15 protein-coding genes are annotated in these 16,162 nt (G+C 69.2%); 10 read left to right on the forward strand and 5 right to left on the reverse strand.

The window, feature by feature from the left end:
- Positions 1 to 91 precede the first annotated feature (91 nt).
- Positions 92 to 1,147, reverse strand: a complete 1,056-nt coding sequence (mutY, locus tag ACIQ09_RS18290; protein ID WP_398313182.1) for an A/G-specific adenine glycosylase — start codon at positions 1,145 to 1,147, stop codon at positions 92 to 94.
- 98 nt (positions 1,148 to 1,245) lie between these two features.
- On the opposite strand from mutY, the gene ACIQ09_RS18295 reads away from it, so the two are divergent.
- The 5 genes from ACIQ09_RS18295 (at position 1,246) to ACIQ09_RS18315 (ending at position 4,257) form a co-directional block, all read left to right on the forward strand.
- Positions 1,246 to 1,737, forward strand: a complete 492-nt coding sequence (locus ACIQ09_RS18295; protein WP_398313184.1) for a flavin reductase family protein — start codon at positions 1,246 to 1,248, stop codon at positions 1,735 to 1,737.
- A gap of 3 nt (positions 1,738 to 1,740) precedes the next feature.
- Complete coding sequence (locus ACIQ09_RS18300; protein ID WP_398313186.1) at positions 1,741 to 2,538, forward strand: alpha/beta fold hydrolase; 798 nt, start codon at positions 1,741 to 1,743, stop codon at positions 2,536 to 2,538.
- 30 nt (positions 2,539 to 2,568) lie between these two features.
- Positions 2,569 to 2,940, forward strand: a complete 372-nt coding sequence (locus tag ACIQ09_RS18305) for a diacylglycerol kinase (protein WP_398313188.1) — start codon at positions 2,569 to 2,571, stop codon at positions 2,938 to 2,940.
- 9 nt (positions 2,941 to 2,949) lie between these two features.
- Entirely contained in the window at positions 2,950 to 3,153 is a 204-nt protein-coding gene (locus tag ACIQ09_RS18310) for a hypothetical protein (protein ID WP_398313190.1), read from the forward strand.
- A gap of 96 nt (positions 3,154 to 3,249) precedes the next feature.
- Positions 3,250 to 4,257 (forward strand): nucleoid-associated protein, encoded by a 1,008-nt coding sequence (locus ACIQ09_RS18315; RefSeq protein ID WP_398313192.1) that lies wholly within the window; start codon positions 3,250 to 3,252, stop codon positions 4,255 to 4,257.
- Positions 4,258 to 4,472: 215 nt separating this feature from the next.
- Here ACIQ09_RS18315 and ACIQ09_RS18320 read toward each other — a convergent pair whose 3' ends face one another.
- Positions 4,473 to 5,510, reverse strand: coding sequence for an RNA methyltransferase (locus tag ACIQ09_RS18320; RefSeq protein WP_398313194.1), 1,038 nt, complete (start codon positions 5,508 to 5,510; stop codon positions 4,473 to 4,475).
- A gap of 97 nt (positions 5,511 to 5,607) precedes the next feature.
- Between ACIQ09_RS18320 and ACIQ09_RS18325 the strand changes: the two genes are divergently transcribed.
- Together ACIQ09_RS18325 and arfB are read left to right on the forward strand one after the other, a co-directional pair.
- The gene (locus ACIQ09_RS18325; protein ID WP_398313196.1) at positions 5,608 to 8,271 is read left to right on the forward strand and encodes an EAL domain-containing protein; all 2,664 of its coding nucleotides are present in this window, start codon (positions 5,608 to 5,610) and stop codon (positions 8,269 to 8,271) included.
- Between the two features lie 10 nt (positions 8,272 to 8,281).
- Positions 8,282 to 8,683, forward strand: coding sequence for an alternative ribosome rescue aminoacyl-tRNA hydrolase ArfB (arfB, locus tag ACIQ09_RS18330; RefSeq protein WP_398313198.1), 402 nt, complete (start codon positions 8,282 to 8,284; stop codon positions 8,681 to 8,683).
- A 34-nt stretch (positions 8,684 to 8,717) separates the two neighbouring features.
- Here arfB and ACIQ09_RS18335 read toward each other — a convergent pair whose 3' ends face one another.
- On the reverse strand, positions 8,718 to 8,843 hold the full coding sequence (locus ACIQ09_RS18335) for a hypothetical protein (protein ID WP_398313200.1): 126 nt from the start codon (positions 8,841 to 8,843) through the stop codon (positions 8,718 to 8,720).
- A gap of 166 nt (positions 8,844 to 9,009) precedes the next feature.
- Here ACIQ09_RS18335 and ACIQ09_RS18340 point away from each other — a divergent pair, with 166 nt between their 5' ends.
- Positions 9,010 to 10,224: a glycosyltransferase family 4 protein gene (locus ACIQ09_RS18340; protein WP_398313202.1), complete on the forward strand. Its 1,215-nt coding sequence runs from the start codon at positions 9,010 to 9,012 to the stop codon at positions 10,222 to 10,224.
- 3 nt (positions 10,225 to 10,227) lie between these two features.
- A complete protein-coding gene (locus ACIQ09_RS18345) occupies positions 10,228 to 10,752 on the forward strand; it encodes a phosphatase PAP2 family protein (protein WP_398313204.1) in 525 nt (174 codons plus the stop codon).
- Positions 10,753 to 10,755: 3 nt separating this feature from the next.
- Here ACIQ09_RS18345 and acnA read toward each other — a convergent pair whose 3' ends face one another.
- A complete protein-coding gene (gene acnA, locus ACIQ09_RS18350; RefSeq protein ID WP_398313206.1) occupies positions 10,756 to 13,470 on the reverse strand; it encodes an aconitate hydratase AcnA in 2,715 nt (904 codons plus the stop codon).
- A gap of 105 nt (positions 13,471 to 13,575) precedes the next feature.
- On the opposite strand from acnA, the gene fumC reads away from it, so the two are divergent.
- Entirely contained in the window at positions 13,576 to 14,979 is a 1,404-nt protein-coding gene (gene fumC / locus ACIQ09_RS18355; protein ID WP_398313208.1) for a class II fumarate hydratase, read from the forward strand.
- A gap of 13 nt (positions 14,980 to 14,992) precedes the next feature.
- Here the strand turns inward: fumC and ACIQ09_RS18360 are convergent, their stop codons facing one another.
- On the reverse strand, positions 14,993 to 15,982 hold the full coding sequence (locus ACIQ09_RS18360; protein WP_398313210.1) for a zinc dependent phospholipase C family protein: 990 nt from the start codon (positions 15,980 to 15,982) through the stop codon (positions 14,993 to 14,995).
- Between the last annotated feature and the right edge of the window lie 180 nt (positions 15,983 to 16,162).

The raw sequence follows: 16,162 nt of genomic DNA on the forward strand, positions 1-16,162 counted from the left end.
GAGTGACGTCGCCCCTACAGGAGAGACCATATCGACCGTCAGACGACGCGTCAAACTGAGGAAATCGGGATGAATTCGACCCCACGGGCCTTCAGTCCGCCCCGGCGAGCAGGTCGCGCTGGGTGAGCTGCAGCAGCAGCTTGCGCACCGGGGCGGGCAGGGCCGCCTCGTCCAGCCGGTCGAGGGGCTGCCACAGGAGCGTGGCTTCGCCGCAGGCGCTGGGCGTGGCAACGTCCACCGCCTCGGGCTGCAGGTTCAGGGTGAAATGGGTGAAGACGTGGCGAAAGCCGGCCAGCCGCTCCACCTTGCGTACCGTCAGGCCGAAGCGGGTGCTCACCCAGGGGGCCGTGTCTGCGTCCTCGGGCAGTTCCGGCAGGCTCAGCAGGCCGCCCCAGATGCCCGTCGGCGGGCGGCGTTCCAGCAACACGGCACCGTCGGCCAGGATCACCGCAAAGCGCCCGTCCCGTTCGCGGACCACCTTTTTCGGGCGGGGCGTGGGTAGCTCGCCCACTCGCCCGTCGCGCAGGGCCACGCAGCGTTCCGCCACCGGGCAGCGCCCACAGGCCGGGCGACCGCGGGTGCACACGGTGGCGCCCAGGTCCATCTGGGCCTGGGTGTAGATATCCACGTCGCCGGCCGGCAGCAGGCTCTCGGCCAGCGTCCACAAGGCGTTCTCCACGCTCTTGCTGCCCGGAAAACCGTCGATGCCGAAGCAGCGGGTCAGCACACGCTTGACGTTGCCATCCAGGATCGCGGCCCGGGTGCCATGGGAGAAGGCGCTGATCGCCGCCGCCGTGGAGCGGCCGATGCCCGGCAACTCGGCCAGCACGGCCGGATCAACCGGAAACGTGCCGCCGTGGCGCGTCATCACCGCCTGGGCGCACTTGTGCAGGTTGCGGGCCCGGGCGTAGTAACCGAGGCCGCTCCACAGGGTCAGCACATCCTCCACCGGCGCCGCGGCCAGGCTGGGCAGGTCGGGAAAGCGGGCGAGGAAGCGCCCGTAGTAGGGGATCACCGTGTCCACCTGGGTCTGCTGCAGCATGATCTCCGACAGCCACACCCGGTAGGCATCCCGCACCTGCCAGGGCAGGCCGTGGCGGCCATGCCCGCGCTGCCAGGCGATCAGGGTTTCTGCAAATGTATTCAATCTCTTAACCCCTCGACGGTGGGGCCCCGCGCGGCGATAATGCGGGCCCCCTACAGGCTTCAGGCCCGCCCCGGTGGCGTGGCCCAACCGACTTCGACATGACTGTTCCCAAGAATGATCCGGCGGTCCGCGCCTTTCGCGACACGCTGGGCATGTTTCCCACCGGTGTCACGGTCATCACGGCCCGGGCCCCCAGCGGCGAACCCATCGGGCTCACCGTCAGCTCCTTCAACTCCGTGTCCCTGGCGCCGCCGCTGATCGTCTGGAGTCTGTCCGGGCATCTGCCCAGCGTGCCTATCTTCGAGAACGCGGCAGTGTACGCGATCAACGTGCTCGCCGAAGACCAGCAGGACATGTCCCAGCGCTTCGCCAGCCGCAGCGACGACAAGTTTGCCGGGCTGGATTACACCGAGGGCGTGGATGGCGTGCCCCTGCTGCCCGGCTGTGCGGCCTGGTTCCAGTGCCGTCAGTTTGCCCGCTACCCCGGCGGCGACCACGTCATCTTCATCGGCGAGGTGGTCCGCTTCGAGTCGGGCGAGGCGCGCAAGCCCCTGGTCTTCCAGGGTGGCGCCTACCGCCGCCTTGCATAAAGCATGACGCCCCCGCGCTGGATCGAAACCGGTCGCGGCTCTCACGGGCTGGTATTCCTGCACGGCGTGAGTGGTGGCGCCCTGGGCGCCGCCGATCTGCTGCCGCGTATCACCCCGCCGGGCTGGCGTGGCCTGGCCTGGGACATGCCCGGCTATGGTGGCAGCGCACCCCTCGAACCCTTTGATTTCGACGGCCTGGCCGCCGCGCTGCTGGCCCTCATCGACGCCGCCGGATTCGACCAGGTGGTGCTGGTGGGGCACAGCATGGGCGGCATGGTGGCTCTGCACACTGCAGCCGCCTTTCCCAACCGGGTGTCCGGCCTGGTGCTGGCCTGCTGTACGCCGGCCTTCGGCGCCCGCGGTGGCCCCCAGCAGCAGGCCTTCCTGGCCCGCCGCGTCGGGCCGCTGGACGACGGCGCTTCGATGCGCGAACTGGCGGTGGAACTGATCCCCACCATGGTCGGCCCCGGCGGTGATCCCCAGGTGGTAGGCGACGCGGTGGACCTGATGGCGGCCATCCCGCCGGCCAGCTACCGGGCCGCCATGCGAGCGGTGGTGGGCTTTGACCAGCGCGCCGCCCTGAGCGGGCTGACCATGCCGGCCCTGGTCCTGGCCGGCACTCACGATAGCGTGTCCCAGCCGCTGGTGCTGCGGCGCATGGCCGAGCGCATCCCCCATGCCTGCTACCGGGAGCTGGATGCCGGCCACCTCGCGCCCTTCGAAGAGCCCGAAGCCTTTGCCGAGGCGGTGCAGGCTTTCCTGGCTGGGCTGGATAACGCCCCTGTCACCTTCGTGCTCTAGCGTTCAACGCTTTTCAGGCCTATCGCCGCCATGCAAGAAAGCCCCTTCAAAGGCAAGACCGGTTTGACCCGGGTGTGGAACGCCTTCCACTATTCCATGGCCGGCCTGGCCGCCGCCTACCGCAACGAAGACGCCTTCCGCCAGGAGGCCTGGCTGGCGGCGGTGCTCATCCCCCTGGCCCTGTTCCTGCCCGTCGGCGCCCTCGGCAAGGCCTTGATGATTGCCAGCGTGCTGCTGGTGATCATCGTCGAGCTCGTCAATTCGGCTCTCGAAGCCACCGTGGACCGCATTTCCCTCGATCACCATCACCTGGCCAAGCGTGCCAAGGACATCGGCAGCGCCGCAGTCTTCGTCGCCCTGGTCAATGTGGTGGTAGTGTGGGGCCTCATTCTCTTCGCCTGAGCACACGCCATGACATCTCCCTCCGGCAAGAAGCCCTGCGTCAATTGCACCTGCGCCACCACCGGCTTCTGCCCGCGGGGCGTGGGCGCCAACATCCCGCCGGAACTGGCCGCGCAGCAGCCTGCGGCCAAGGCCCGGCCGCTCTCGCCCGGCCAGCAGCGTCGCGAGCAGCTCCGTCAGCTGCCCGGCAAGCGCCGCGCCATGCGCTTCTGAGCGCAGCGCCTGCAGCAGAGGCCGGCTTCATGCCGCGCCGGGCGTTCTCCCGTGAGAGAATCGCGCCCCTCATTTTTTCCCCTCCCGGACCCTCCCATGACCGAGTCGACCCACGCCATCTCAGGCCTTGTCATCCACCGGCTGATCCGTGCCGCCGAGGGCCCGTCCCAGGTGGAGCTGCGGCCCACCGCCAACCCCCTCGACGAACCGGCCGCGCGCCTGATGGAGCGCCTGTGCCGGCACTTCGCCGAGCGCCCGGGCAAGGGCTATGGCTGGTTCGAGAAGGATGAGCGCAGCTTCCCCATGCCGCGTCTGGTGCGCGAGCACGCCATTGAGCAGAGCATGGATTTCGCCACCCTGTCGAAGGAGATGGTGACCCAGCTGCAGCAGCGGGTGGACGAGGACAAGATGGACGAGGGCGGCTACGTGCTCATCGCCCGCGCCACCGTGTTCGGCGCCGATTGCCTCTACGTTGCCCTGCTGCAGGAAATCCTGGGCACGGTGATCGGCGACGGCCTGAGCATCCAGGACAGCCCGCACCTGGACTTCTCGGCCCTGCAGGTGGCCGGGCGCATCGACATCAGCGCCTGGCAGGCCGGTGCCGAGCGCTACATCAGCTTCCTGAAGGGCCGCGGCGACGTGGCCGGGTGGTTCAAACGCTTCCTCGGCTGCACCGACGTGGTCATCGCCCTCAAGGAGACCAAGAAGCTGGTGGAGACCCTCAGCCACTTCGCCGAAACCCAGCAACTCGATGCCGCCGGGCGGGACGAACTGCTGGAGCGGGCCCATCTGGTGCTCGAAGAGATGGGCGACAGCGGCGCCGCCCTCAACCTGGAGGCGGTGGCCGGGCAGATCTTCCCCGATGCCCCGCAGAAACTCAGCGCCACCCTGCAGGACGAGGCCCTCGACCTGGCCAGCGGCTTCGTTCCCGACAAGCGCGCCCTGCGCCCCCTGATCCGCTTCAAGGCCAGCGCTGAAGACTGGAAGCTCGAATTCGAACGCAGCGGCCTGCGCTCCGGTGCGGTGCAGTACGACAAGACCAGCAACACCCTGGTGCTCACCAACGTACCGGAAAACCTGAAGAAGCTGCTGCTGGAGGAGTGAGCAGAGGGGGGCCTGGGAGACGCTGAAGGTGGTTGGAGGGACTGTAGGGGCGACTTCAGTCGCCCGCAGATTTGGATCAAGGGTGTGCCGGTGATCGGCGTGGGGATGGGCGACTGAAGTCGCCCCTACAAAGTCACTCCGGCAGCAGCGGCCGCGCTGACCGTCGGACGACGCGTCAAACCGAGGAAAGCGGGGAGAATTCGACCCCACGGGCCTCAGCCGGTCTGGCGCTTGACCACTCGGACCGGCGCTTCGCCGGCGATGCTGCGGGCGCGGAGCTGGCCGCAGCCGCCGTCCACGTCCTGCCCGGCGGAGTTGCGAAGTTTCGTGAGGATGCCGCGGCGGTGGAGCTGGCGGGCGATGTCGGCGGCCTTCTCCCAGGCCGGGCGGCGGTAGGGCAGGTCGGGGATGGTGTTGTAGGGGATCATGTTCATGATCGCGTACTTGCCCGACAGCAGGCGCACGATGCCGTCGAGCTCATCCGGCGTGTCGTTGATGCCGTCCAGCAAGGTCCACTGGTACTGGATCGGATAGCCGGTTGAGCGGGCGTAGGCCTCGCCCAGCTCGACCAGATCCTGGGGGTCGATACGCGGCGCCTTGGGCAGCAGCTCGGCGCGCAGGTCGGCCCGGCTGGTGTGCAGGGACAGGGCCAGGGCCGGCTTGACCGGGCCTTCCGGCAGGCGCTCGAAGACGCGCGGGTCGCCCACCGTGGAGAACACCAGGTTCTTGTGGCCGATGCCGCCCTCGTTGCCGAGGAGCTGGATGGCCTCCATCACGTTGTCCAGATTGTGGGCCGGCTCGCCCATGCCCATGAAGACCACCTTCTTCACCGCCCGGCGGGCCCGGGCCAGCACCACCTGGGCGACGATCTCGGCGCTGCCCACCTGGCGCAGCAGGCCGTCGCGGCCGGTCATGCAGAACACGCAGCCCACCGCGCAGCCCACCTGGCTGGAGACGCACAGGCCGTCCCGGGGCAGCAGCACGCTCTCCACCGTCTGGCGGTCGCCCAGCTGTACCAGCAGGCGTGCCGAGCCGTCCTCGCCGGGGTGCTCGTCACGGACCCGGGCCAGATCGGCCAGCTCTGCCTCCAGCGCGGGGAGGGCCGCCACCACGCCGGCGGGCAGGGCCGGGCCGCGCCGGCTTGGGCCGGCATCGAGGGGCAGGGCGTGGGTCCAGGCGCGCAGCATGCGCTGGACATGGACGGGTTTGGCGCCGAGGTCGGCGAGCCGCTGGCGGAGGTGTTCGATGCGCATGAGGGGGCGAATGATAGGCCATTTTCCCCTCGTTTTTCCGGGGCTGAGCCCCGGCACCGCGCTTCAGATCGCGGTGGTGTCGCCGTTATATCGCCCCATGTCCTTTCGCTTTCGCCTTGGCTATCCCGTCCTTTTCCTGTTCGTGGCGCTGGCCATCGTGGTACCGCTGGCAATCCTGCTTGCCGCGGCCTATGGCGATCTGCACCTGCAGGCGGAGACGAACGCGCGCAATGTGGTGAATATCCTGGAGGCGCGCCTGGAGTCCACGCTGCGCCGGGCCCAGGCGGGGCTTGAGGAGCTCGCGGCGGAGACGCCACCGGAGGCCCTTTCGCCCTCGGCGCCGCCTGCGCTGCGGCGGCATGTCCAGCTCCACGTGGCCTTGCACGCCCGGCATTTTCCCGAGATCACCGGATACCGCCTGATCGACCGCGAGGGCGTGGTCCGGTACGCCTCCGAGATCGAATCACCCCGTGCGAACGCCCTGGGGCGCAGCTATTTCGAAGATCTGCGCAAGGATCCTACCCAGTCGCTGGTGTTCTCCGAGGTGGCCGTGGGGCGTATGGCGGGGCGTCAGCAGCTCTACATCGCCACGCCCCTGCGCGATGCCCACGGGGGATTTGCCGGAGTGGCCATGGCGCCCCTTGAACTGGCCTATGTGCAGGCGCTCTTCGACGGGGTTGATCTGGGGCCCGGCGGGGTCATCACCTTTCGGCGCGCCGATGATGGTCGTCTCGTGCTGCGCCGTCCGGCCCAGCCTGACCGGGTCAACCAGACCCTCAGCAACAACCCCATGCATATGCGTATCGAGGCCGGCGAACGGGAGGGCGCCATCCGCTATGAGGCCGCCATCGACCAGGTGGAGCGGGTCTATGCCTACAAGCGGGTGGGGAGTTATCCCTTCTATGTGGCTGCCGGTATCGCCACCCGCGACTATCTGGCCCATTGGCAGCGTGATGCCCTGTGGGCGGTGGGGGCGGCGACCCTGTTCCTGTGTGCGCTGGGCGCGCTGCTGGGACGCCTGCATTTCACCGAGCTGGGCCGGAAGCGGGCGGCCCGGGATCTGCAGGCCAGCGAGGACCGCTTCCAGCTGCTCCTCCATTCGGTGGGTGAGGGCATCTGCGGAATTGATCGGAACGGGCGACATCTTTTCTGCAATCCGGCTGCCTTGCAGATCCTTGGCTTCACCAGCGAGGCCGATTTGCAGGGCAAGGACATCCCCGGCCTGCTCCATACCCATGACGCCGCCGGTCAGCCCCTGGCCGCGGACAACTGTCTGATCCGACGGGCCGTGGCTGTGGGCACGGCCGTACACAGCAGTGACGGCTTGTTCTCCCGGGCCGATGGCAGCTTGCTCCCGGTGCGCTTCGACGCCTATCCCCTGGTCAAGGATGACGCCCATGTGGGTGCCGTGCTGCTCTTTGCCGACATCACCGAGCGTCGCCGCAACGAAGCCCGGATCGAATTCCTGGCCCACCACGACCCCCTCACCGCCCTGCCCAACCGCCTGCTGGCTGAAGACCGCTTCGAGCAGGCCCGCGCCCTGGCGTCCCGCGCCGGGGAGCGGGTGGCCCTGCTGTTCCTCGATCTGGATGGCTTCAAGACCATCAACGACTCCCTAGGCCACGATGTGGGTGACGAGATGCTCAAGGCCCTCGCCACCCGGCTGCGCCAGCAGCTCCGCGAGGCGGACACGGTATGCCGCCTGGGCGGTGACGAGTTTCTGGTGATCCTGCCCGGGGTGCGCGAGCTGGATGGCCTGACCCAGCGCATCGCTCGCCTGCTGGCCAGCGTCGAGGCGCCGATCGTGCTGCCCGGGCGTCAGCTGTCCACCTCGGTGTCCATCGGCGTGGCCCTGTTCCCCGGCGACGGGCGGGATTTCACCACCCTGATGAAGAAGGCCGACACGGCCATGTACTACGCCAAGGACGCCGGGCGGAACACCTACCGCCTGTTCGACGAGGCCATGAACCAGCATGTGCAGGAGTCCCTGCGCCTGCGTTCCAACTTCCAACGTGGGCTCAACAACGGCGAGTTCGTGCTGCACTTCCAGCCCCTGCTCGATCTGCGCAGCGGGCGGGTGGTGGGGGCCGAAGCCCTGGTGCGCTGGCAAGATCCGGAGCGCGGCCTGTTGCCGCCCGGGCTGTTCATCCCGGTGGCCGAAAGCAGCGGCATGATCGTTCCCCTGGGTGCCTGGGTGCTGGGCGAGGCCTGTCGTCAGGCTGCAGCCTGGCGGGCTGCGGGGCACAACCTGGTGGTGGCGGTGAACATCTCCGCCATCCAGTTCAAACGCGGGGGCATCGAGCAGACGGTGGCCGAGGCCCTGCGCGACAGCGGTCTGCCGGCCCATCTGCTGGAAATCGAGCTGACCGAGAGCACCCTGTTGCACCAGACCGACGTGGTGCTGGCCACCCTGCACAGCTTGCGCGAGTCCGGCGTGCGCCTGTCCATCGACGATTTCGGCACCGGCTACTCCAGCCTGGCCTATCTCAAGCGGCTGGCGGTGAACAAGCTCAAGATCGATCAGTCCTTCGTGCGCGATCTGACCAGCGACCCGGAAGACTCGGCCATCGTGCGGGCCATCATCGACATGGCCCACAGCCTCAACCTCACGACCATCGCCGAAGGTGTGGAGAACGAGGATGTGCTGGCGGTGCTGCGTCAGTTTGGCTGCGACGAGGCTCAGGGCTATCACTTTGCCCGGCCCTTGCCCGAGGCGGACTTCGGGCGCTACCTGGAAGCCCCGGAGCCTGCTGTGGGGTAAAGTGGCGCCCATGTACGCCCCGCCCCGCCTCTCCGAAGACGACGTCGAATTCACCGCCATCCGCGCCCAGGGCGCGGGCGGGCAGAACGTGAACAAGGTGTCCAGTGCCGTGCATCTGCGTTTCGACATTGCCGCCTCGGCGCTGCCGGACGCCATCAAGGCGCGGCTACTCCTGCTGGGGGATCAGCGGGTCAGCAAGGATGGGGTGGTGGTGATCAAGGCCCAGGAGTTCCGCAGCCTCGACAAGAATCGGGCCGAAGCCCTGCGCCGTCTGCAGGAACTGGTGGACAGCGCGGCCCATGTACCTAAAGCGCGTCGGCCCACCCGCCCGACACGGGGGTCGGTCACGCGGCGCCTGGAGGGCAAGGCCCGTCGCAGCGCCGTCAAGGCTGGCCGCGGACGGGTCGACTGAAAGGCTAGAACGGCTGGCGCGGCGCCGGAGGCGCCTAGCGGGGGAGGAAGGGCACGACGTCGGTGGCGTGCTTGCGGGCCTGCTTGGCGGCCTTTTTTTCCTTGGGGTTCAGCAAAGGCTGTTTCTTGACTTCCTTGTTGCTCTGTTTCGACTTGGTCATGATGGTGCTCCTCGTAGGGCACCGGCGGAAGCCGGGTGCCTCACCACTATAGGCCGATGCCGGGCGCGAAACCGTTTCGGCAAAAATACTGGTGGGCCGCCCTGCCGTCACCCAGCCATCACCTCCGCGTCACATCCGTGCAGCATGCCGCCGCAACACTGCGTGCATGGACCGCGCCGGACTCGTTTGCCAGGAAATCGCCCATCCACTGACCTACCTCCGGGTGGCCGTGGTGACGGAGACCTATCCGCCTGAAATCAACGGGGTGGCGATGACCACCGGCCGCATGGTGGACGGCCTGGTGGCCGCCGGGCACCGGGTGGACCTGATCCGCCCCCGCCAGGCCCACGAGGGGGGCGCCATCCAGCTGCCGGACGGGGCCGAGGGCGTGGAGGAGATGCTCTCCCGCGGCATTCCGCTGCCCCGCTACGCCAACCTGCAGCTCGGCCTGCCGGCCCGCAAGGTGCTGCTGCGGCGCTGGTCCACGCAACGCCCGGACGTGGTCCAGGTGGTGACCGAAGGCCCCCTGGGCTGGTCGGCACTGACGGCGGCGCGCAAGCTGCGCCTGCCGGTGATCAGCGAATTCCACACCAATTTCCACCGTTACAGCGGCCACTATGGGGTGGGCTGGTTGAAGCGCCCCATCGCCGCCTATCTGCGCAAATTCCATAACCGGGCCGACCTCACGCTGGTGCCCACCCGGGCCCTGTGCGGCGAGCTGGCGGAGCAGGGCATTGCCCGGGTGGATGTGGTGTCCCGGGGCGTGGATACCACGCTGTTCGATCCGGCCCGGCGCAGCGCCTCCCTGCGTCGCAGCTGGGGCCTGGCACCCGATGACCTGGCGGTGGTGTACGTGGGGCGTATCGCCCCCGAGAAGAACCTGGCCCTGCTGGAGAAGGCCTTCGAGGCGATCCGGGCGCATCAGCCCCGGGCGAGGCTCATCCTGGTGGGCAGCGGCCCGGCCCAGCAGGCCTTGCAGGCCCGTCAGCCGGCGGCCGTGTTCTGTGGCTCCCGGACGGGGGCTTTCCTGGCCGAGCACTACGCCAGCGGCGACCTCTTCCTGTTCCCCAGCCTCACCGAGACCTACGGCAACGTGGTGGCCGAAGCCCTGGCCAGCGGCCTGCCGGTGGTGGCCTACCGGGATGCGGCCGCCCAGGAGCTGATCGAGCACCGGGTGCAGGGCTGGCTGGCCGAGCCCGGCGACGAGGCGGCCTTCATCGCCGGTGCCGTGGCCCTCGCCGACGCCCCCGAGCTGCGTGCCCGCCAGCGCCTGGCTGCGCGGGAGCGGGTGGCCAGCCTGGCCTGGCAGGCCATCGTCGAACGCCTGGTGACGCTGCAGCGCCAGGTCATCCTGAGCTCTCCCGTCACCGCCCGGAGGTAAGCCATGTTCGCCCTGCCCGCCCGACTGCAATTGCTCGACGACCGCCTGGCGGTGCGCTCCAATCGCCTGTCCCGCCACCGCGGCCTGCGCGACCTGATGCGTGCCGTGAGCCGGCTCGGGGACGGGGTGGCCTGGTACACCCTGGCCGCCTGTCTGTATGCCCTGTTCGGTGCCGAGGCGCTGCCGGCCCTGCGCCACATGCTGGTGGCGGGGGTGCTCGGGGTGGCGATCTACAAGCTGCTCAAGTCGCACACCCTGCGCCCGCGCCCCTTCGAGGTGGTGAGCGATGTGGTGTGCGCCGGCTGTCCCCTGGACAAGTTCAGCTTCCCCTCCGGCCACACCCTGCATGCGGTGGGCTTTGCCCTGATCCTCGCCCACCATTTCCCGGCCCTCGCCCCGGCGGTCTTCGGCTTCGCCCTGCTGGTGGCCGTGTCCCGCCCGGTGCTGGGGCTGCACTACCCCAGCGACGTGCTGGCCGGCGCGGCAATCGGCGCCTGTCTGGCCCAGGGCGTCATCAGCCTGGCCTGAGCCTCAGGCGCGGGCGGCTCCCGCCAGCAGCCCCCGCAGCACATAGGGCAGGATGCCCCCGTGGCGGTAGTAGTCCACTTCCACCGGGGTGTCGATGCGCAGTAGCAAGGGCACCGACAGGCAGCTGCCGTCGCTGCGCCGGATGTCCAGCGTGACCTGCTGACGCGGGCTGATGCCACCCTCCAGACCCCGCAGATCGAACACCTCATTGCCCCGCAGGCCCAGGCTGGCTGCGCTGCCACCGCCGACGAACTGCAGCGGCAGCACGCCCATGCCCACCAGGTTGGAGCGGTGAATGCGCTCGAAGCTGCGCGCCACCACGGCCTTCACGCCGAGCAGGCGCGTGCCTTTGGCTGCCCAGTCGCGGCTGGAGCCGGTGCCGTATTCCTCGCCGGCGAAGATCAGGGTGGGGGTGCCGGCTGCCATGTAGTCCACTGCGGCATCGAAGATGAAGGTCCGACGCCCGCCCGGCTGGGCCAGGGTCAGGCCGCCCTCCACCGGCTTGCCGGTGTCGTCGGGGGGGAGCATCAGATTGCGGATGCGCACGTTGGCAAAGGTGCCGCGCATCATCACTTCGTGGTGGCCCCGGCGCGAGCCGTAGCTGTTGAACTCGTCCGGGGGTACGCCATGGGCCTGCAGCCATTGGCCGGCCGGTGAATCGGGCTTGATGGCACCGGCCGGGCTGATGTGATCGGTGGTCACCGAATCGCCGAAGATCGCCAGCGCTCGCGCACCACGGATGATCGGCAGCGGGGCCGGGGTCAGGGAGAAACCGTCGAAGAAGGGTGGTTCGGCGATGTAGGTGGACGGCGCCCAGCCGTAGCTCAGCCCGGTGCTGGTGGGGATATCGTTCCACAGGGGGTTGCCCCGGGCGAAGTCGGCATACAGCTGCCGGTAGGTGTCAGGGTCGGTGGCGGCGCCGAGCACCGCGGCAATCTCGGCCCGGGTCGGCCAGATGTCGCGCAGGAACACGGGCGCGCCATCGTTGCCGCTGCCCAGGGGCTCACGGGTGAAGTCGATGCCGATCCGCCCGGCCAGGGCAAAGGCCACCACCAGCGGCGGGCTCATCAGGAAGTTGGCCTTGATGGACGGGTGGATGCGCGCCTCGAAATTGCGGTTGCCCGACAGCACCGAGGCGCAGATCAGGTCGTGGCCGGTGAGCACGCGCTCCAGGTCCGGGTCCAGGGGGCCGGCGTTGCCGATGCAGGTGGTGCAGCCGTAGGCCACCACGCGAAAACCCAGGGCCTCCAGGGGGGCGATCAGACCGGCCCGGCCCAGGTAGTCGGTGACCACGCGGGAGCCCGGGGCGAGGGAGGTCTTGATGTGCGGCGCAACCTGCAGGCCGCGGGCCACCGCCTTGCGGGCGAGCAGGCCGGCGGCCAGCATCACGCCGGGGTTGGAGGTGTTGGTGCATGAGGTGATGGCGGCGATCAGCACATCGCCGTGGCCGAGGTGGGGGCCGTCGGCCACCGGAACGCGGCTGCGCAGGGTGTCGGCGGCCTTGCCATAGCCGCCCTCTCCGGCGGCCTGGAGCAGCAGTTCATCAAAGCGGGCCGGCAGATCGGGCAGGGCGATGCGGTCCTGGGGGCGGCCGGGGCCGGCCACGCTGGGCACCACGTCGGCGAGGTCCAGCTCCAGCTCCAGGCTGTAGTCGATCTCGCCGCGGCGCGGCATGCCGAACAGATCCTGGGCGACGAAGTAGTTGCGGAAGGCCTCCACCTCGTCCGCCGAGCGGCCGGTCGCGCCGAGGTAGGCGGCGGTCTCGTCGTCCGGCGGAAAGAAGCCCACGGTGGCGCCGTACTCCGGCGCCATGTTGGCGATGGTGGCCCGGTCGGGCAGAGTCAGCGAGGCGGCGCCGTCGCCGAAGAACTCGACGAACTTGCCCACGACCTGGGCCTTGCGCAGCATCTCGGTCACGGCCAGCACCAGGTCGGTGGCGGTGACGCCTTCCTGCAGCCGGCCAGCCAGGTGCACCCCGACCACATCGGGCGTCAGGATGTAAACCGGCTGGCCGAGCATGCCGGCTTCCGCCTCTATCCCGCCCACGCCCCAGCCCACCACGCCGAGGGCGTTGATCATGGTGGTGTGGGAGTCGGTGCCCACCAGGGTGTCGGGGTAGTACAGATCACCCTGGCGGATCACGCCGCGGGCCAGGTATTCCAGGTTCACCTGGTGCACGATGCCGATGCCCGGCGGCACCACGCGGAAGGTGTCGAAGGCCTGCATACCCCATTTGATGAAGCGGTAACGCTCGGCGTTGCGGCGGAATTCCAGGCGCATGTTGAGGTCGAGGGCGTTGGGCTCGCGGAAGTGGTCCACCTGCACCGAGTGGTCCACCACCAGGTCCACCGGCACCAGCGGCTCGATCTGCGCCGGGTCCTGGCCGAAGCGCCCGGCCACGCCGCGCATGGCCGCCAGGTCGGCAAGCAGGGGCACGCCGGTGAAGTCCTGCAGCACGATGCGGGCGACCACGAAGGGGATCTCGTCCTCCCGATCCGCCTGGGGCTGCCAGCCCGCCAGGCGCTGGATGTGTTCGTCGCTGATGCGCTTGCCATCCCGGTTGCGCAGCAGGGATTCGAGCATGATGCGCAGGGAGACAGGGAGCCGGCCCAGGTGGGGAAAGCCGGCTTCGGCCAGGGCGGGCAGGGAATGAAAGCGGCCAGTGGTGCCGGCGCCGGCGGTGAACTCGCGAAGGGTGCTGATGGGGCGGACGGACATGGCGTACTCCCTGGAACGTAGAGACTGCGGATGAGTCTCAAACTCAGACTGTCTGTCGTCCCCTATCGTTCGTCCGCATTGTTCGCCCTCGGCAAGGAGTTCGTCATGAATACCTCCGTACGCATCGAAAGGGACGCCTTCGGCCCCATCGACGTGCCCGTCGCCGCCCTGTGGGGCGCCCAGACCCAGCGCTCCCTGCACTTCTTCGCCATCTCCGGCGAGCGCATGCCGGTGGTGCTGATCCATGCCCTGGCCGAGGTCAAGCGCGCCTGCGCCGTGGTCAATGGCGAACTGGGCCTGCTCGCCGGCGACAAGGCGGCTGCCATCATTGCCGCCGCCGACGAGGTGCTGGAGGGCGCCCATGCCGATGCCTTTCCCCTGTCCGTGTGGCAGACCGGTTCGGGCACCCAGACCAACATGAACATGAACGAGGTGCTGGCCAACCGGGCGTCCGAGCTGCTCGGGGGCGCGCGTGGCAGCGGACGGCGGGTGCACCCCAACGATCACGTCAATCTCGGCCAGTCGTCCAACGACATTTTCCCCACTGCCATGCACGTGGCCGCGCTGCGGGTGCTGAACGAAGACCTGCTGCCGGCGCTGGGCGGCCTTGTCGCCACCCTGGATGCCAAGGCGACGGCCTTTGCCGACATCGTCAAGATCGGCCGCACCCACTTGCAGGACGCCACGCCCCTGACCCTGGGGCAGGAGATCTCCGGCTGGGTGGCCCAGCTCGGTCATGGGCAGAGGGCCATCGCCGCGAGCCTGCCGGCCCTGGCCGAGCTGGCTGTCGGCGGCACCGCCGTGGGCACCGGGTTGAACGCCCCACCGGGCTTCGGCGAGCGGGTGTCCGCCGAGCTGGCCGCGCGCAGTGGCCTGCCTTTCCGGCGGGCCGACAACACCTTCGCCGCCCTGGCCGGCCATGATGCCCTGGTCAGCGCCCATGGCGCCCTCAAGACCCTGGCCACGGCCCTGATGAAGATCGCCAACGACGTGCGCTGGCTGGCCTCCGGGCCGCGCTCCGGGCTGGGGGAGTTGCTGATCCCCGAGAACGAGCCGGGCAGCTCCATCATGCCTGGCAAGGTCAACCCGACCCAGTGCGAGGCCCTGACCATGCTGTGCTGCCAGGTCTTTGGCCATGACGTGGCAATCACGGTGGGCGGAGCGTCGGGCAACTTCGAGCTGAACGTCTTCAAGCCGCTGATTGCCCACAACTTCCTGTCCAGCGTGCGTCTGCTGGCCGATGGCATACGCAGCTTCGAGGCCCACTGTGCCCGGGGCATCGAGCCCGACCGGGAGCGCATCGCGGCCATGCTGGAACACTCGCTGATGCTGGTCACCGCCCTCAGCCCGCACATCGGCTACGACCGGGCGGCCGAGATCGCCAAGCGTGCCCATCACATGGGCTGCAGCCTGCGCGAGTCGGCTCTCGCCCTGGGCTTTGTGACGGCGGCGCAGTTCGATGCCTGGGTCAGGCCCGAGGCGATGGTCGGGGGGCCGCCCGCCGGCTGAATGGCGCCGGGTTTCAGGTGCGCAGGAACAGGTCTTCGGGCAGGGGCAGGCAGGCGCGCAGGATGCGATTGGGGGTTTCGCCCAGCCGGGCCCGGGCGGCCAGCGGCTCCACCTCGGCGGTCCACCCGGGCAGCTCGCCTTCCAGCAGGCGGCCGAGCTGGCCCAGGCGGCGGCCGGTATGGCCCAGGTAGAGATTGAAGCGGCGCTGCACGCGCCGGTCCACCAGCCGGGCGGCGTGATACAGCCCGGCATGCAGGTGGCTGCTGCGCAGCCAGCTTTCACCCCGGGTCAGGGTGGCCAGGGCCTGGCCGACCCGGTCGGGCGGGCAGTGGAAGGCCCGTGAAAGCAGTGGCGTCAGGCTGGGCCCGGCATCTTCGAGCAGGCGCGCCGGGCGGCTGAACAGGTGCCCGGCCACGTGGCGGTCCATGGCCCATTCGACGGCCACGTGGGTGGTGATGTCCGATTCGAACCACAGGCGCTCGTGGGCGGGCACGAAGTGGTTGTGGGCAATGATGTCGGCCATCAGGTGGCTGGCGTAGCCAAGCACGGCGGCCTGCTCGACGTCGCTGCGGGCGGCGTCCATCAGGGCGTGGAGCTGGGGCCAGCGGTGGCTGCTGGTGAGCGCCTCGGCGCCGGCGCTACGGGCGGTCAGGGCTACATCGGGCAGGCAGGCACCGGCCATGACCAGCTGCGGATGGCGGCGGGCCAGGCGACGCAGGGCCGGGTCGGCGAGGGGGATCGCCCACAGCAGCAGCTGGGCGAAATAGACGTGGGTGTACAGGCCCCAGGCGAGGGCGTCGGTGCTGGTCAGCAGCAGCGGCAGCAGCCAAAGCAGCGGAGTACGAGCACGGCGGGGCAGGGTGGGCACTTCCATGCAGCGACTGTGCCCGGTGGCCGTGACAGGCGCGTGCCAGCGAGGTGTCAGGTGGGTGAAGCTGCGGGGGGGCATCGGCCGTTGGTAGGGAGCCGCTGCGGCCCGGGCACCCTGTGGGGTCGAGTTCATTCGACCTCCGCACGCTCAATCACCAGCCTGCCTTTGATCGGCGTCTGCGGTGGAATGGATTGGCTCTGTTCGCGTTAAGTGTGGAAAGCGTTTTCTCTTCGGCAGGTAAGGCTTGAGCCCTTACTTGCGGGCTTTCCGTTGTGTGGCGTTACGTTGGCCGGGATTTCGCCCCGGCGGGCG

It is taken from the genome of Zoogloea sp., assembly GCF_044344315.1.
Taxonomy (GTDB): Bacteria; Pseudomonadota; Gammaproteobacteria; order Burkholderiales; family Rhodocyclaceae; genus Zoogloea.

What these genes read in the sequence shown, in the direction of transcription:
- arfB (WP_398313198.1), top strand. Translation starts at nt 8,282, where the DNA reads ATGTACGCCCCGCCCCGCCTCTCCGAAGACGACGTCGAATTCACCGCC.
- fumC (WP_398313208.1), top strand. Translation starts at nt 13,576, where the DNA reads ATGAATACCTCCGTACGCATCGAAAGGGACGCCTTCGGCCCCATCGAC.
- ACIQ09_RS18305 (WP_398313188.1), top strand. Translation starts at nt 2,569, where the DNA reads ATGCAAGAAAGCCCCTTCAAAGGCAAGACCGGTTTGACCCGGGTGTGG.
- ACIQ09_RS18310 (WP_398313190.1), top strand. Translation starts at nt 2,950, where the DNA reads ATGACATCTCCCTCCGGCAAGAAGCCCTGCGTCAATTGCACCTGCGCC.
- ACIQ09_RS18340 (WP_398313202.1), top strand. Translation starts at nt 9,010, where the DNA reads ATGGACCGCGCCGGACTCGTTTGCCAGGAAATCGCCCATCCACTGACC.
- acnA (WP_398313206.1), bottom strand. Translation starts at nt 13,470, where the DNA reads ATGTCCGTCCGCCCCATCAGCACCCTTCGCGAGTTCACCGCCGGCGCC.
- ACIQ09_RS18325 (WP_398313196.1), top strand. Translation starts at nt 5,608, where the DNA reads ATGTCCTTTCGCTTTCGCCTTGGCTATCCCGTCCTTTTCCTGTTCGTG.
- ACIQ09_RS18295 (WP_398313184.1), top strand. Translation starts at nt 1,246, where the DNA reads ATGACTGTTCCCAAGAATGATCCGGCGGTCCGCGCCTTTCGCGACACG.
- ACIQ09_RS18315 (WP_398313192.1), top strand. Translation starts at nt 3,250, where the DNA reads ATGACCGAGTCGACCCACGCCATCTCAGGCCTTGTCATCCACCGGCTG.
- ACIQ09_RS18320 (WP_398313194.1), bottom strand. Translation starts at nt 5,510, where the DNA reads ATGCGCATCGAACACCTCCGCCAGCGGCTCGCCGACCTCGGCGCCAAA.
- ACIQ09_RS18335 (WP_398313200.1), bottom strand. Translation starts at nt 8,843, where the DNA reads ATGACCAAGTCGAAACAGAGCAACAAGGAAGTCAAGAAACAGCCTTTG.
- ACIQ09_RS18300 (WP_398313186.1), top strand. Translation starts at nt 1,741, where the DNA reads ATGACGCCCCCGCGCTGGATCGAAACCGGTCGCGGCTCTCACGGGCTG.
- ACIQ09_RS18345 (WP_398313204.1), top strand. Translation starts at nt 10,228, where the DNA reads ATGTTCGCCCTGCCCGCCCGACTGCAATTGCTCGACGACCGCCTGGCG.
- ACIQ09_RS18360 (WP_398313210.1), bottom strand. Translation starts at nt 15,982, where the DNA reads ATGAACTCGACCCCACAGGGTGCCCGGGCCGCAGCGGCTCCCTACCAA.